Origin of the sequence: Halomonas aestuarii, assembly GCF_001886615.1 — a bacterium.
Taxonomy (GTDB): Bacteria; Pseudomonadota; Gammaproteobacteria; order Pseudomonadales; family Halomonadaceae; genus Halomonas; species Halomonas aestuarii.
Window position 1 is genome coordinate 1,531,182 of sequence record NZ_CP018139.1, and the last position, 16,185, is coordinate 1,547,366.

Here is a 16,185-nt window from a genome sequence, read left to right on the forward strand (position 1 = left end):
CGGTCAGGCGCGGCGGCGCACGATCTGGTAACGACGGGTGACGTAGCCGAGCGGCACGCTCCAGACGTGGACCAGGCGGGTGAAGGGGAACACCAGCACGATGGTCAGCCCCACCAGGATGTGCAGCTTGTAGATCAGGCCGACCTCGTCGAGGTAGCCCGCGGCACCGCCCTGGAAGAAGACGATGGACTGGGCCCAGTGGGCGAGCTGGATCATCACGCCGCCGTCCAGGTGGCCGAGTGCGGGGATGATGGTCAGGAGACCCAGGGTCACCTGCACCACCAGGAGCACGATGATGACGGTGTCCATGGGGCTGGACGAGGCCCTCACTCGCGGGTTGGTGAGGCGACGATGGGCCAGCATGGCGCCTCCCACCAGGCACATGACGCCGGCGATGCCGCCCACCAGGATGGCGATCACCTGCTTGGTCCCGGCGCTCATGAAGGGCGCGTAGACCCAGTGAGGGGTCAGCAGGCCCACCAGGTGGCCGAAGAAGATCACCAGGATGCCGACATGGAAGAGGTTGCTGGCCATGCGCATGTTCCGGGAGGTCAGCATCTGGCTCGATCCGGTCTTCCAGGTGTACTGGCCGTGATCGAAGCGCAGCAGGCTGCCGACCAGAAAGACGGTGCCGGCGAGATAGGGATATAGCCCGAACAGCAGGGTATTGAAGTAGCTCATGACTGGTCTCCTTGATGCCTGGCGGCGATGGAGGCGGGATCGAGGACCCGCACCGCCTCGCTGTGCGTCACGTTCTTGCGCTCGGCGAGCCGGCGGCCTTCGGCGGACTGCAGGGCGCAGTCCTGGTCGGACTCGGCGGAGAAGCGCACCGCCTCCTCCTCCCAGACCTCGTCCAGGGCCTCGGGGGTGTCGTCGGGCGCCTCCTCCCGGACCGCCTCGCGGTGCGCGTCGACGTCGCCCTCGGCCCCGACCAGCGACAGCAGCGCCAGCGGCACCAGGGTCTGGTCGGCGTCACGCTCCTCGAGGCGCGCGGCGAGCAGGGCCAGGATGTGGCGGATCTCCCCCAGCCAGCGGCCGATCTCGGCCTCCGGCCGGGTGGAGAGGTACTCCAGGAACAGCGGCAGGTAGTCGGGCAGCTCCCGGGCGTCGAGCTCGAAGCCCGCGGCGCGGTACTCGGCCATCAGGTCGACCATGGCCTGGCCGCGGTCCCGGGACTCGCCGTGGACGTGTTCGAAGAGCAGCAGCGAGGTACTGCGCCCCCTGTCGAAGAGCGCCACGTACTCGGCCTGCAGGTCCATCAGGTCGGCCTCCAGCAGGCGCTGGCACCAGTCCATCAGGCGGGAGCGCAGCGCCGCCGGAAGCCGGCGCTCGGCATCGATGATCTCGATCATCTCCGGCGCGGCGGCCTGGAGCTCGGCAGTCGGGTAGTCGAGCAGCCGGGCCAGCACGCGCAGGCTCAGCATGTCCGGCGCCATCGCGGAATAGTGCATCGCTCCCTCAGCCATGACGCACCTCCTCGCTCTTGGACGTGCCCTGGGTGCCGGGATCGAACGTCTCCACCGGCTGCACCAGGGTGGTGGTGGTCTTGCGCCCGCCGAACAGGCTCTCGCTGCTGTCGCCGTGGCAGCCGTCGCCGAAGCTGAAGCCGCAGCCGCCGCGCTCGGGGAAGGCCTCGGTGGCCATCTCGCGATGGCTGGTCGGGATCACGAAGCGGTCCTCGTAGTTGGCGATGGCGAGGTAGCGATACATCTCCTCCACCTGGGCCGCAGTCAGCTCGACCTCCTCCAGCACCTCGGTGTTCGCCTGGCCGTCCACGTGCTTGCCGCGCATGTAGAGGCGCATGGCCATGAGGCGCTTGAGCGCCAGGACCACGGGGGCCTCCTCGCCGGCGGTGAGCATGTTGGCCAGGTACTTCACCGGGATGCGCAGCGACTCGATCTTCGGCATCACGCCGTCGAACTCGACCTTGCCGGCCTCGGCGGCGGACTGGATCGGCGACAGCGGCGGCACGTACCAGACCATGGGCAGGGTGCGGTACTCGGGGTGCAGCGGCAGCGCCAGGCCCCAGTCCATGGCCAGCTTGTAGACCGGCGAGGCCTGGGCGGCCTTGATGACGTTGTCGGGAATGCCGTCCTGCCTGGCCTGGGCGATCACCTCCGGGTCGTTGGGGTCCAGGAAGATCTCGCGCTGGCGATGGTAGAGGTCACGCTCGTCCGGCGAGCTCGCCACCTCCTCGATGCGGTCGGCATCGTAGAGCAGCACGCCGAGGTAGCGGATGCGGCCCACGCAGGTCTCGGAGCAGACGGTGGGCTGGCCGGCCTCGATGCGCGGGTAGCAGAAGATGCACTTCTCGGACTTGCCGGTCTTCCAGTTGTAGTAGATCTTCTTGTACGGGCAGCCGGAGATGCACATCCGCCAGCCGCGGCACTTGTCCTGGTCGATCAGGACGATGCCGTCCTCCTCGCGCTTGTAGATCGCCCCGCTCGGACACGACGCCACGCACGTCGGGTTCAGGCAGTGCTCGCACAGGCGCGGCAGGTACATCATGAAGGTGTTCTCGAACTGGCCGTAGATGTCGGCCTGGATCTGCTCGAAGTTCGCGTCCTTGCGCCGCTTGGCGAACTCGGTGCCGAGGATCTCCTCCCAGTTCGGGCCCCACTCGACCTTGTTCATGCGCTGACCGGAGATCAGCGAGCGCGGCCGTGCGGTGGGCTGGTGCTCGGCCTGCTTGGCGGTGTGCAGGTGCTGGTAGTCGAAGGTGAACGGCTCGTAGTAGTCGTCGATCTCCGGCAGGTCGGGGTTGGCGAAGATGTTCGCCAGCACCCGCCACTTGCCGCCGATGCGCGGCTCGATGTGGCCGTCCTTGCGGCGAAGCCAGCCGCCCTTCCACTTCTGCTGGTTCTCCCACTCCTTGGGATAGCCGATGCCGGGCTTGGTCTCGACGTTGTTGAACCAGGCGTATTCCACGCCCTCGCGGCTGGTCCAGACGTTCTTGCAGGTCACCGAGCAGGTGTGGCAGCCGATGCACTTGTCGAGGTTGAGGACCATGCCTACCTGGGAACGAATCTTCATTTCACGGCCTCCTGCTCGTAGTCATTGCCTTCGCCATCCAGCCAGTCGATCTTCTTCATCTTGCGCACGATGACGAACTCGTCGCGGTTGGAGCCGACGGTGCCGTAGTAGTTGAAGCTGTAGGAGAGCTGGGCGTAGCCGCCGATCATGTGGGTCGGCTTGGGGCACACCCGGGTCACCGAGTTGTGGATGCCGCCGCGGGTGCCGGTGACCTCGGAGCCCGGCATGTTCAGGATCCGCTCCTGGGCGTGGTACATCATCGCCATGCCGTTCTTGACCCGCTGGCTGACCACCGCCCGCGCCGCGATGGCGCCGTTGGCGTTGTAGAGTTCGATCCAGTCGTTGTCCTCGACGCCGATGGACTGCGCATCGTCCTCGGAGAGCCAGACGATGGGGCCGCCCCGGGACAGGGTCTGCATCAGCAGGTTGTCCGAGTAGGTGGAGTGGATGCCCCACTTCTGGTGCGGGGTGATCCAGTTCAGCGCGATCTCCGGGTTGCCGTTGCCCTTGGGCACCGCCACGCTGACCGCCGCCTTGGTGTCGATGGGCGGACGGTAGACCAGCAGGCTCTCGCCGAAGGCGCGCATCCAGGGGTGATCCTGGTAGAACTGCTGGCGACCGCTGACGGTGCGCCACGGGATCAACTCATGGACGTTGGTGTAGCCGGCGTTGTAGGAGACGTGCTCGTCCTCGAGGCCGGACCAGGTGGGGCTGGAGATGATCTTGCGCGGCTGGGCGACGATGTCGCGGAAGCGGATCTTCTCCTCCTCCTTGGGATGCGCCAGGTGGGTGTGGTCCCGACCGGTGATCTTCGACAGCGCGCCCCAGGCCTTCACCGCCACCTGGCCGTTGGTCTCCGGCGCCAGGGTCAGGATCATCTCGGCGGCGTCGATGGCCGACTCGATCTGCGGGCGCCCCTTGTGCGGGCCGTCCGTCTTGCGGTGGTTGAGCTTGCCGAGCAGGTCCACCTCCTTCTCGGTGTTCCAGCTGATGCCCTTGCCGCCGTTGCCGATGCTCTCGAGCAGCGGGCCCACGGAGGTGAAGCGCTCATAGGTCTCGGGGTAGTTGCGCTTGACCTCGATCAGCGCCGGCATGGTCTTGCCGGGGATCGGCTCGCACTCGCCCTTCTTCCAGTCGCGCACCTCGACCTGGGCCAGCTCGGCCGGGGAGTCGTGCTGGTGCGGCAGGGTGACCAGGTCGGTCTCCTCGCCCAGGTGCCCCACGCAGACCTTCGAGAAGGCCCTGGCGATGCCCTTGTAGATATCCCAGTCGCTGCGCGACTCCCAGGCAGGGTCCGTCGCCGCGGTCAGCGGGTGGATGAAGGGGTGCATGTCGGAGGTGTTGAGGTCGTCCTTCTCGTACCAGGTCGCCGTGGGCAGCACGATATCCGAGTAGAGGCAGGTGGTGGACATGCGGAAGTCCAGGGTCACCAGCAGGTCGAGCTTGCCCTCGGGCGCCTCGTCGTGCCACTTGACCTCCTCGGGCTTCTGGCCGCCGACCTCGCCCAGGTCCTTGCCCTGGATGCCGTGGCGGGTGCCCAGCAGGTACTTGAGCATGTACTCGTGACCCTTGCCGGAGCTGCCCAGCAGGTTGGAGCGCCAGATGAACATGTTGCGCGGGAAGTTCCGGGGGTCGTCCGGGTCTTCCGCGGCGAAGGCCAGCTCGCCCTTCTTCAGCTGGTCCACGGCATAGTCCTTGGTGGACATGCCGGCGGCCTCGGCCGCCTTGGCCAGGCGCAGCGGGTTGGTGGAAAGTTGCGGCGCGGAGGGCAGCCAGCCCATTCGCTCGGAGCGCACATTGAAGTCGATCAGGCTGCCGGGATAGTCCTCGGCCTTGGCCAGCGGCGAGAGGATCTCCTTGATCTCGAGCTTCTCGTAGCGCCACTGGGAGGAGTGGTTGTAGAAGAAGGAGGTGGAGTTCATGTGACGCGGCGGGCGCTGCCAGTCGAGGCCGAAGGCCAGCGGGGTCCAGCCGGTCTGCGGGCGCAGCTTCTCCTGGCCCACGTAGTGGGACCAGCCGCCGCCGCTCTGGCCGATGCAGCCGCACATGACCAGCATGTTGATCAGGCCGCGGTAGTTCATGTCCATGTGGTACCAGTGGTTCATGCCGGCACCGACGATGATCATGCTGCGCCCCCGGGTCCGGTCGGCGTTGTCGGCGAACTCGCGGGCGATGCGGGTGGCCTGCTCGGCCGGCACGCCGGTGATCTTCTCCTGCCAGGCCGGGGTGTAGGGCTTGATCTGGTCGTAGGAGGTGGCGCCGTCGTCCTCGCCCTCTTTACCAAACCCGCGGTCGATGCCGTAGTTGGCACACATCAGGTCGAACACGGTCACCGCCAGCACGTCGTTGCCGTCGGCCTTCTTGAGGCGCTTGACCGGCAGGCTGTGGAACAGCAGCTCGTCGCTGGCGCCGCCGCTCTTGACGTGGTCGAAGTGCTCGTGGGCGATGCCGCCGAAGTAGGGGAAGGCGACCTTCGCCACCTCGTCATGATGCTCGGCCAGGGTCAGCAGCGGCATGATCTCGGTGCCCTCGGCGTCCAGCGACTCGAGGTTCCACTTGCCGACCTCGTCGCCGGTCTCGCCCCAGCGGAAGCCGATCGAGCCGCGCGGCACCACCAGCTGGTCGCGGGTCTCGTCCCAGGCGACGGTCTTCCACTCCGGGTTGTTGCCCTGGCCCAGGCTCGCCTCGAAGTCGCTGGCGCGCATCTGGCGGCCCGGCGCGTAGCTGCCGTCCTCGCGGGCCTCGAGCTCGACCAGGAAGGGCATGTCGCTGTAGCGGCGCACGTAGTCGGTGAAGTAGCCGCTGGGCCGGTCGAGGTGGAACTCCTTGAGGATGACGTGCCCCATGGCCATGGCCAGGGCGGCGTCGGTGCCCTGCTTGGCGGAGAGCCACTCGTCGGTGAGCTTGGAGACCTCGGCATAGTCCGGGGTGACCGAGACGGTCTTGGTGCCCTTGTAGCGCACCTCGGTGAAGAAGTGGGCGTCCGGGGTCCGGGTCTGGGGCACGTTGGAGCCCCAGGCGATGATGTAGCCGGAGTTGTACCAGTCGGCGGACTCGGGCACGTCGGTCTGCTCGCCCCAGGTCATGGGCGAGGCCGGCGGCAGGTCGCAGTACCAGTCGTAGAAGCTCATGCAGACGCCGCCGATCAGCGACAGGTAGCGGCTGCCCGCGGCGTAGCTGACCATGGACATGGCGGGGATCGGCGAGAAGCCGATGATGCGGTCCGGGCCGAACTGCTTGGCGGTGTAGACGTTGGAGGCGGCGATCAGCTCATTGAGCTCGTCCCAGTCGGCCCGCACGAAGCCGCCCATGCCCCGGGCGCGCTTGTACTGCTTGGTCCTGGCCGGGTCCTCGACGATGGAGGCCCAGGCGTCGACCGGGTCGCCCTTCTCCGCGAGGGCCTCGCGCCACAGGGCGAGCAGCGGCTTTCTGATCAGCGGGTGCTTGAGGCGGTTGGCGCTGTAGAGGTACCAGGAGTAGCTGGCGCCCCGCGGGCAGCCCCGCGGCTCGTGGTTCGGCAGGTCGGGCCGGGTGCGGGGGTAGTCGGTCTGCTGGGTCTCCCAGGTGACCAGGCCGTTCTTGACGTAGATCTTCCAGCTGCACGACCCGGTGCAGTTCACCCCATGGGTGGACCGCACGACCTTGTCGTGCTGCCAGCGCTGCCGGTAGCCGTTCTCCCACCCGCGGGACTCCTGACGGACCTCGCCATGCTCGTTGGCGAAGGGCTCGCGGGCCTTGCGGAAGAAGTTCAGCCGATCGATGAAGTGACTCATGGTCGCTCTCCAGGCTCCTGAAAAGATGCGTGGCCAGCCGAGGCCACTCTGGCTGCCGCACCCTGGCAGGGCTCAGGCAGGTTCCATGGGGAGGAGTCTGGGGGATCGAACGGCGGAATACTGCCCGGTTACCTCCATATACATGGCCCCTACCCCCAAGGGGATAGGCGGTGCCGATGGAAGGGTTAGGCCGGTGGTGTCAGTCCGTCCGACGGCGCTGTCGCGCATGGTCGGCGACCATCACCAGCATGCACACCACCAGGGCGGCATAGAGGAACATGAAGCCGGCGGTCCCCAGGCCCAGCCACTCGCTGCCCAGCACGAAGACCGGCGGCAGCAGGGCGGCGAAGAGGCCGCCCAGGGTCAGCGCCAGGCCGCCCACCAGCGCCATGTCGCGGCCGTGGTCGCCATGGATCAGGCGCATCAGGCTGCCCTGCCCCACCCCCATGGCCACGCCCATGGGCACCAGCAGTCCCAGGAAGACCCACAGCGGGGCCGAGTAGTGCAGCCGCAGTTCCCCGTGCACCCCCTCGATCTGCATGGAGAAGGGGGGATAGGAGAGCAGGAAGAGACAGACCAGCACGAAGGCGCTGACCCACCAGCGCAGGCTGCGGAAGTCCCGCCGGTCGGCCAGGATTCCGCCGAGCACCTGGCCCGCCCCGACGGCCAGGGTGAAGGGAATCGCCCGCAGCGCCGCGCCCTGCAGCGAGAACCCGAAGCGGGCCACCAGGTGGCCGGGCAGCCACAGCGCCAGGGCCAGGAAGGCGCCATAGAAGAAGCTGTAGGTGATGGCGAGACGCCACAGCTGCCAATCGGCGAGGCGCCGGGCCAGGCGCAGGGCTCGAGTCCGCCACGGGGGAGGCCGCGACTCGTCGTCCTCGTCGGCGGCGGTGGGCGGGGGAACGTCACCGTCCTCGGCGAAGAGCCACAGCAGCCCGGCGACCAGCAGCACCGGCAGCAGGTAGAGCAGGGGGGCCATTCGCCAGCCGTAGGCCTGGCTGATCAGCGGCAGCAGCAGGTAGCCGAGCCCGGCCCCGCCCATGCCGGCACCGTAGAGGCCCAGCGCCAGGCCGGCGTGGCGGGCCGGTCCCAGCGCCGCCACGTAGACCAGCCCGGCCGCCAGCGCCCCGGCCCCGAGCCCCAGCCCCAGGCCCGCCAGCAGGAACTCCGGATAGTGATGGGCCCGGCTGATCCACCACAGGAAGGGGCAGATCAGCAGCAGGCAGCCGAGCATGACGCAACGCCCGCCCAGCCGACGAGCCAGCAGCGCCATGGGCAGGCTCGACAGGGCGCCGGCCAGCATGGGCATGGAGAGCAGCACGGCGAATGCGACCTCGCCCAGGGCCAGGTCGCGACGCAGCTCCACGCCGAGCACGGCGAACAGGGTCCAGCAGGCGAAGACCAGGGAGAAGGCCAGCGGGGAGAGCACCACCACCACCAGCGAGCGATAGCCCGGGGGCGCCGATGCCCCGTCCGGGGGCGACGCGCGGGACTCGTCGGAGAGTGACGCGGGATCGGGAGACATGGGCCGACGCTCGAGGAGGATTGCCTGAAGTGTCGGGAGCCCGGGGGGACGCGTCAAAAGGGCATGGGAGGTATGCCTTTGAGGGAGCGCCGCCTACCTACTAGGGTATAGTGGCATCCGACGCACCACTTCCCTGGAGATCCCGATGAAACTGCTGCAGCGCTCCCTGGTGGCCCGCATCAGCGCCTCGCTGCTGGCGATCAGCGCCATGGCGCTGGTCAGCATCGCGGTGACCGTGAGCGTGGCGGGCAGCAGCCAGGGGGACGCCACCGCCATCAACGTGGCCGGCTCGCTGCGCATGAACACCTACCAGCTGGTAGCCGCCCTGCAGCGGTACGATCGCACCCCGGGCCCCGAGCAACGCGCCGAGGTCGAGGCCATCGCCGACCGCTTCGCCGAACGCCTGCAGAGCCCCGGCCTGACCGACACCCTGCCCGGGGCCGATGACCATGAGCTGCAGGTCCAGTATCGGCGGCTCACGACGCAGTGGCAGGAACAGCTGGCCCCTCGGGTCGCCGATGCGCTGGACGGGACCTCCGTGGCCATCGCCCCGCTGAACCGGGCGCTCGAGGAGCTGGTGGGCGAGATCGACCATCTGGTGACCCTGCTCGAGCAGAACAGCGAGGCCAAGATCCGCCTGCTCAGCGCCCTGCAGATCCTGTTCCTGGTGCTGACCGCGGTGGTGGTGGCCATCGCCCTCTACGACATCCGCTACAACCTGGTGGCGCCGCTGCACCAGCTGGTGGTGCTGGCCCGGGAGGCCGGGCGTCGCAACTTCGGCTATCGCACCCGGCTCTCCGGCAGCGACGAGCTGGCCCTGCTCGGCCGGACCCTGGACACCATGGCCGGCGAGCTCGGTGCCAGCTATGCCGAGCTCGAGGAGCGGGTCTCGCAGAAGAAGCAGGAGCTGGCCCGCAGCAACGAGGCCATGCAGATCCTCCACGACGGCAGTCGCGCCCTCTACGGCGGGGGCAATGACCTCTGCGCCAGCGCCGCCCCCATGCTGCGCCGCCTCGAATCACTGCTCGACATCGGCCCCATCGGGCTGTCGCTGCACGACCCCTACGACCAGCGCGAGGTCTCGATCCTGGCCACCCACTCGCGGACCCGGCCGGCCTACTGCCGCAACCACGAGTGCCACGCCTGCCTGATCGACCCCCAGCCGCTGGAGCTCTCCGAGAACGGCGAGTCGGAGTGCCTGCTGCTGCCGGTGAGCATCGGCGAGACCCTGCTGGGCACCCTGGAGGTCTGGTACCCCGCCGCGGCGCCGCTCACCCACAGCACGAAGCGGCTGCTCTACACCCTCTCCGACCAGCTGGCCACGGCGGTCTACCTGCAGCGGCGCATCGAGGAGGAGCAGCAGGTGACGCTGATGAACGAGCGCACCATCATCGCCCGGGAGCTCCATGACTCCCTGGCCCAGTCGCTCTCCTACCTGAAGATGCAGGTCGCGAGGCTCGAGCGCATGCAGGACAGGGAGATGCCGCGGGAGACCCAGGCCCCGGTGTTCGACGAGCTGCGCACCGGGCTCGACAGCGCCTATCGCCAGCTGAGGGAGCTGCTCACCACCTTCCGGCTGCGCCTGGATGGCCCGGGCCTGCACAGCGCCCTGCGCCAGACCACCCTGGAATTCAGCGAGCGCCTGGGCTTCCCGGTGGAGCTGTTCTTCGACGTGCCGCCGCACCTGCTCAACCCCAACGAGGAGATCCACGTGCTGCAGGTGGTGCGCGAGGCCCTGGCCAACGTGCACAAGCACGCCCGGGCCCACTGGGCCGCGGTCACGGTGCGCTTCGCCGAGGCCCGCCTGCGCGTGATGATCGAGGACGACGGCATCGGCCTCGAGGACGACGGGTCGCCGCCCATGCACTACGGCCTGGTGATCATGCGCGACCGGGCCGAGACCCTGGGCGGCGAATTCGAGGTGCGCAATCGCGACGCCGGCGGTACCCTCGTGGCCATCGAGTTCACCCCGCAGACGGCACGGCTGATCGTCCAGCAGCCCGCCGAACCCGCCATCAGCCATCAACCAGCGAACAGGGACACCGCAGGATGACCCCGAATGCCCATGCCCCCGCCACGATCCTGATCATCGACGATCACCCGCTGCTGCGCCGGGGGGTGACCCAGCTGCTCGAGCTGGAGGACGACCTGGCCCTCGCCGGCGAGACCGGCGAGCCCGAGGACGGCATCCGCCTGGCCGGCGAGCTGGACCCGGACCTGATCCTGCTGGACCTCAACATGCCGGGGATGGACGGCATCGAGACGCTCAAGCGACTGCGCCAGAATGGCTTCGCCGGGCGCATCGTGATGTTCACGGTCTCCGACCACGAGGAGGACGTGGTCGCCGCCCTGCGCGCCGGCGCCGACGGCTACCTTCTAAAGGACATGGACCCGGACGACATGGTCCGCCAGCTCCACCAGGCGGCGCTGGGCCGCATGGTGATCAGCGAGAGCCTCACCGCCCTGCTCGCCGAGGCCCTGCGCAGCCAGCGCTCCCAGCCGGCCACCCCGGACATCCACAGCCTGACCCAGCGCGAGCGGGAGATCCTGCGCGAGCTGGCCGCGGGCCTCTCCAACAAGCTGATCGCCCGCCAGCTCGACATCACCGAGGGCACGGTGAAGGTCCACGTCAAGCACCTGCTCAAGAAGCTCAACCTGCGCTCCCGGGTGGAGGCCGCGGTGTGGGCCGTGCAGGAGGGTGTGGACAACTAGCCCGGCGGGACTCTCTGTGGATACCTCCAAATAATCCCGGTGCCCGTCCCCGCGCCCTCGCCGACCGCGTGACGGGCCTAACTCCCTGATATTGCGGTACAGTCCCCCGACTACCCCCCTACCCCCCAAGGGGTATCCCGCTGTTTTTCTGCCCTTTTTCGCCCGTTTCGCCGCCCTTTCCCCCGGCGTATCTTGCGCTGCAAGGCCCCAGGCTTGATGTCGGTCAACCGCCATCGCGCGACGGGGCGTCACCGAAAGACCGCAAGGGGGATACACCATGACCAGAGAGAGTGCCGATTCCACCCACTGGGAGGCCGAGCGCCAGCCGCTCCCGCCCGGGGGCCGGCGCAACGCCGACATCGAACACTGGGATGTCGAGAACGAGGAGTTCTGGAAGCGGCAGGGCAGGAAGATTGCCAGCCGCAACCTGTGGATCTCCATTCCCAGCCTGCTGATGGGCTTCGCCGTCTGGCTGATGTGGGGCATGATCACCACCCAGATGCGCAACCTCGGCTTCCCGTTCACGGTGGACCAGCTGTTCACCCTGACCGCCATCGCCGGGCTCTCCGGCGCCACCCTGCGCATTCCGGCCTCGTTCATGATCCGCATCGCCGGCGGACGCAACACCATCTTCCTGACCACCGCCCTGCTCATGCTCCCGGCGCTCGGCACCGGCATCGCGTTGATGAACCCGGGCACGCCCTTCTGGATCTTCCAGGCCCTGGCGCTGCTCTCGGGGATCGGCGGCGGCAACTTCGCCAACTCCATGAGCAACATCTCCAGCTTCTACCCGAAGAAGCAGCAGGGCTATGCCCTAGGCATGAACGCGGGCCTCGGCAACTTCGGCGTCACCACCATGCAGATCCTGATCCCGCTGGTGATGACCGTGGGGCTGTTCGGCGCGCTGGGTGGCGAACCGATGGAGCTGCAGAAGGCCAGCGGCACCCTGATCGGCCGCATCGAGGCCGGTACCGACACCTGGATCCAGAACGCCGGCTTCATCTGGCTGGTCTTCCTGATCCCGCTGGCCTTCGCCGGCTGGTTCGGCATGAACAACATTCGCGCCATCACCCCCAACCCGGGTACCCCGGTGCAGGCCTTCGGCAAGATCCTCGGCCTCTACGGCGTGGGCCTGATCACCTCGGTGATCGGCGTGGTCGCCCTGGGCTGGCTGAACATGTGGCTCGCCCTGCCGCTGACCATCGCCCTGACCCTGTTCCTGCTGCGCCTGATTCCCGGTGACATCAAGCCGAACATCCAGAAGCAGTTCGCGATCTTCTCCAACAAGCACACCTGGGCGATGACCGTGCTCTACATCGCCACCTTCGGCTCCTTCATCGGCTTCTCCGCCGCCCTGCCGCTCTCCATCAGCGTCATCTTCGGCAACATGATGGATGTGGCCGCCGACGGCACCATCACCCGCGTGGCCAATCCCGACGCCCCCAGCGCCCTGACCTGGGCCTGGATGGGACCCTTCGTCGGCGCCCTGATCCGCCCGGTGGGCGGCTGGATCTCCGACAAGGTGGGTGGCGCCATCGTCACCCAGATCATCTCGGTGGTCATGGTCGTCGCCTCCGCGGCGGTGGGCTACGTGATGATGCTGGCCTACAACGCCACCGACCCCAACCAGTACTTCTGGATGTTCCTGACGCTCTTCATCGTGCTCTTCGCCGCCAGCGGCATCGGCAACGGCTCCACCTTCCGCAGCATCGGCTTTATCTTCGACCTGCAGCAGAAGGGCCCGGTGCTCGGCTGGACCTCCGCCGTGGCCGCCTACGGCGCCTTCATCGCTCCGCGGGTGATGGGCGAGCAGATCAAGGCCGGCACCCCGGAGATGGCCATGTACGGGTTCGCGGTCTTCTACGCCCTCTGCCTGGTGGTCAACTGGTGGTTCTACCTGCGCGGCAACGCCTACGTGAAGAATCCCTGAGCCCCACAGGACACAGGGCCGAGGCCATCACGGATGGACGAGGCAAGGGACGCCGAGGCGTCCCGAGTCACGGCGACAGCCCTGTACCTCCAAGGGGATAGGCCCCGGAAATCAAGGAGTAGCGGCGGTGGCGTCTTGATGCAGGTCAAGGTGACCGGCGCCGCGACTGCCAGTCTGGAAGGCGACCATTCATGCATCGCCGAAGGAGGCACGACATGAAACATCTCGAGGGCGTGACCCGGCCCCAACAGGTCCGGGCACTTTCACTCAGCACCCTGGCATTCACCACCTGCTTCGCGGTGTGGACGATCTTTTCCATCATCGGCATCAAGATCAAGCAGGACCTCGGCCTCAACGAGACCCAGTTCGGCATCCTGGTGGCCACCCCGATCCTCACCGGCTCCATCAGCCGGATCTTCCTCGGCATCTGGACCGAGCAGTTCGGCGGCCGGCGCGTCTTCAGCCTGCTGATGCTGATCACGGCGGCCTGCGTCTTCCTGCTCTCCTTCGTCGAGTCCTATGCGATGTTCCTGGTCGCCGCCCTCGGGGTGGGCCTGGCCGGGGGCTCCTTCATCGTCGGCATCGCCTACACCTCCTACTGGTTCGAGAAGGAGCGCCAGGGCACGGCGCTGGGCATCTTCGGGGCCGGCAACGCCGGGGCCGCGGTGACCAACTTCGCCGCCCCCTTCCTGCTACTGGCGCTGGGCTGGGAGCAGACCGCGGTGGTCTACGCCATCGTGCTGGCGGCGGTGGCCGTGGGCTTCTGGGTCTTCTCCAAGGAGGATCCGCTGACCCTCTCCCGGCGTGGCCAGGGCGGCAAGCCCACCTCCGCCCGGGAGCAGCTCGAGCCGCTCCGGCACCTGCAGGTCTGGCGCTTCGCCCTCTACTACTTCTTCGTGTTCGGCGCCTTCGTCGCCCTGGCCTCCTACCTGCCGCGCTACTACGTCGGGGCCTACGACGTCAGCATCGCCGTGGCGGGCTCGCTGGCGGCCCTCTACACCCTGCCGGCCAGCGTCTTCCGGGCCCTCGGCGGCTGGCTGTCCGACCGCTACGGCGCCCGCTCGATCATGTACCTGACCTTCATCGCCTCGCTGGTCTGCCTGTTCCTGCTCGCCTATCCCGAGACCCACTACGTGGTGGAGGGCAAGGACGGCCAGATCGCCTTCTCCCTGGCCATGCCGCTGTGGGGCGTGGTGATGCTGACCGTGCTGCTGGGCTTCTTCATGTCCCTGGGCAAGGCCGCCGTCTACAAGCACATCCCGGTCTACTATCCGGAGAACGTCGGCTCGGTGGGTGGCCTGGTCGGCATGATCGGCGGCCTGGGGGGCTTCTTCCTGCCCATCCTGTTCGGCATCGTGCTCGACCTCACCGGGGTCTGGACCAGCTCCTACATGGTGCTCTTCGTGCTGGTGGCGGTGTCGCTGATCTGGATGCATGGCGCCATTCGCCGCATGGAGCGCGCCCGGGTGCCGGAACTCGGCGAGGAGCGCTATCGCTACCTGCCGGAGCTCCAGGAGCCGGCGGCCCGCCATGCCAGCCGGGAGGCGTCGCGTACCGACGCCCCCGCCCCGACCTCGTCCCATGCCCCCTCCGGCAACGCCGAGGCCTGAGCCCCGCGTGACCGCCGAATGCCGCCTCCGGGCGGCATTCGCGCGTCAGGCCCCCGACTTGATCCAGGCCAGGAAAAGCCGCGGCCTCCCGCGCTATAGTGGCATTTGAAATACATCATTGGCAGCCGGCCCCCTCGGGGTGCCCGACGCGCCGCCAGATGCGAGGTCGCCCATGTCCACCCTCTCCTCCCGTGTCGCCGCGGCACTCCACGACGACGCCTTTCCCCACCTCAAGGCCAGCCGCGGCCGCGGCGCCGCCATCGTCGTCTACCTGCTCTTCCTGGGCAGCGTGCTGGCCGTGGTCACGGCCCCGGTCGGCGTGCTGATCGCCCACTGGCAGCGTGGCCGCGCCGAGGCCTGGGTCGCCACCCACCTGCAGTTCCAGATCCGCACCTTCTGGCTGGGCATGCTGGGCGGGGGGCTCTTCGTGGCCGCCTGGCAGCTGCTGGGGCTGGTCGGCGCCCCCGCGGTGGCGCCCTGGGCGCTGGGCTACGTCTACTTCACCGCCTGCCTGATCTGGATGGTGGCCCGCTGCGGCGTGGGCATCAGCCGGCTGACCTCCAACGAGCCGGTGCGCGACCCGACGAGCCTGGCCTTCGGCGGCGCCCGGGTCACCCTGGCGGACGAATGAGCGAGCGCACCCTGACACGCGAGCTGCCCAACCCCGGCTGGGGACCGCTCTCGGCGCTGCCCGGCAACCCGCTGATGTGGGTGCTGATCTTGAGCGAGATGCTGGTCTTCAGTGCCTTCTTCGCGCTCTACGCCGCGGAGCGTGTCGGCGCGACGGCGCTGTTCGACGCCTCCCAGCGCGAGCTCGACCCCCTGGTCGGCGGGCTCAACACCCTGGTGCTGCTGACCAGCGGGCTCTGTGTGGCCCTGGCCGTGGAGGCGGTGAGCGCCGCGCGGCTCCGCCGTGCCCGCCAATGGCTGGGGGCCTCCATGGCGCTGGGCGTGCTGTTCGGCGTCATCAAGGGGATCGAGTATGCCGGCAAGTTCGCAGCCGGCATCACCCCGGAAACCAACGCCTTCTTCGGTTTCTACTACGGGCTCACCGCCTTCCACTTCGCCCACGTGCTGTTCGGCCTGGCGCTGCTGGCCCTGGTGACCTGGCGCACCTCCACCGAGAACGTGGAGACCGCCGCGGCCTTCTGGCACATGGTCGACCTGATCTGGATCCTGCTCTACCCGCTGCTCTATCTATTGCGCTGAAGGCTCTCCCTCAAGCTGAAGGCTCCCTCCCGAGGTGACCATGACCGCCCTGCCTGGCACCCGCCGCCTGCTCACCACCTGGGTCACGCTGATGGCCCTGACGCTGCTTTCGATGCTCTCGGCGCGGTTGAACCAGGGCAACTGGCAGGCGCTGCCGCTGTGGTCGGCGGGCCTGGTGGTCGTCGCCACCGGCTTCAAGGCCCAGCGGCTGCTGATGGTCTACCTCAACCTGCGCGCCGCCACGCCGGCCTGGAAGGGCACCTTCGTGGGCCTGGTGGTGCTGACGCTGGCGCTGATCGCCGGCGGCTACCTGGTGGCACGGCTGGCCGGCTGACGCCGACTCCGGCCAGCAAGCTTCCCTGCCGCGGTTCGTACGCTAGAGCCTCCCCCTGG

The 16,185-nt window shown here is 68.2% G+C and carries 12 protein-coding genes; 7 read left to right on the top strand and 5 right to left on the bottom strand.

The genetic code is table 11. The annotated features are described in order from the left end of the window. Nucleotides 1-3: 3 nt before the first annotated feature. From narI to BOX17_RS07045, 5 genes are all read right to left on the bottom strand, one after another. Entirely contained in the window at nt 4-681 is a 678-nt protein-coding gene (narI, locus tag BOX17_RS07025; RefSeq protein ID WP_071943049.1) for a respiratory nitrate reductase subunit gamma, read from the bottom strand. After that, nucleotides 678-1,466 carry a nitrate reductase molybdenum cofactor assembly chaperone gene (narJ, locus tag BOX17_RS07030; RefSeq protein ID WP_071943051.1) on the bottom strand — a complete coding sequence of 263 codons (789 nt, stop codon included), beginning with the start codon at nt 1,464-1,466 and terminating at the stop codon, nt 678-680. Before narJ ends, narI begins: the two co-directional genes overlap by 4 nt. Then, nucleotides 1,459-3,033 carry a nitrate reductase subunit beta gene (gene narH, locus BOX17_RS07035; protein ID WP_071943053.1) on the bottom strand — a complete coding sequence of 525 codons (1,575 nt, stop codon included), beginning with the start codon at nt 3,031-3,033 and terminating at the stop codon, nt 1,459-1,461. The genes narJ and narH overlap by 8 nt, the downstream gene beginning before the upstream one ends. Next, nucleotides 3,030-6,806, bottom strand: coding sequence for a nitrate reductase subunit alpha (locus BOX17_RS07040; protein ID WP_071943055.1), 3,777 nt, complete (start codon nt 6,804-6,806; stop codon nt 3,030-3,032). Before BOX17_RS07040 ends, narH begins: the two co-directional genes overlap by 4 nt. A gap of 199 nt (nt 6,807-7,005) precedes the next feature. Beyond that, nucleotides 7,006-8,331: an MFS transporter gene (locus BOX17_RS07045; protein WP_071943057.1), complete on the bottom strand. Its 1,326-nt coding sequence runs from the start codon at nt 8,329-8,331 to the stop codon at nt 7,006-7,008. A gap of 145 nt (nt 8,332-8,476) precedes the next feature. On the opposite strand from BOX17_RS07045, the gene BOX17_RS07050 reads away from it, so the two are divergent. The 7 genes from BOX17_RS07050 (at nt 8,477) to BOX17_RS07080 (ending at nt 16,126) form a co-directional block, all read left to right on the top strand. Beyond that, the gene (locus BOX17_RS07050; RefSeq protein WP_071943059.1) at nt 8,477-10,384 is read left to right on the top strand and encodes a type IV pili methyl-accepting chemotaxis transducer N-terminal domain-containing protein; all 1,908 of its coding nucleotides are present in this window, start codon (nt 8,477-8,479) and stop codon (nt 10,382-10,384) included. Beyond that, nucleotides 10,381-11,043 (top strand): two-component system response regulator NarL, encoded by a 663-nt coding sequence (narL, locus tag BOX17_RS07055; protein ID WP_071943061.1) that lies wholly within the window; start codon nt 10,381-10,383, stop codon nt 11,041-11,043. The genes BOX17_RS07050 and narL overlap by 4 nt, the downstream gene beginning before the upstream one ends. A gap of 277 nt (nt 11,044-11,320) precedes the next feature. After that, on the top strand, nt 11,321-12,973 hold the full coding sequence (locus BOX17_RS07060; RefSeq protein ID WP_083582102.1) for an MFS transporter: 1,653 nt from the start codon (nt 11,321-11,323) through the stop codon (nt 12,971-12,973). Between the two features lie 215 nt (nt 12,974-13,188). Then, the gene (locus tag BOX17_RS07065; RefSeq protein ID WP_083582103.1) at nt 13,189-14,583 is read left to right on the top strand and encodes an MFS transporter; all 1,395 of its coding nucleotides are present in this window, start codon (nt 13,189-13,191) and stop codon (nt 14,581-14,583) included. A 172-nt stretch (nt 14,584-14,755) separates the two neighbouring features. Beyond that, nucleotides 14,756-15,214 carry a DUF4870 family protein gene (locus BOX17_RS07070; protein ID WP_071943063.1) on the top strand — a complete coding sequence of 153 codons (459 nt, stop codon included), beginning with the start codon at nt 14,756-14,758 and terminating at the stop codon, nt 15,212-15,214. Next, nucleotides 15,211-15,792, top strand: a complete 582-nt coding sequence (locus tag BOX17_RS07075) for a cytochrome c oxidase subunit 3 family protein (RefSeq protein WP_071943065.1) — start codon at nt 15,211-15,213, stop codon at nt 15,790-15,792. The genes BOX17_RS07070 and BOX17_RS07075 overlap by 4 nt, the downstream gene beginning before the upstream one ends. Before the next feature lie 40 nt (nt 15,793-15,832). Next, the gene (locus tag BOX17_RS07080) at nt 15,833-16,126 is read left to right on the top strand and encodes a hypothetical protein (RefSeq protein ID WP_071943067.1); all 294 of its coding nucleotides are present in this window, start codon (nt 15,833-15,835) and stop codon (nt 16,124-16,126) included. Nucleotides 16,127-16,185: the final 59 nt, after the last annotated feature.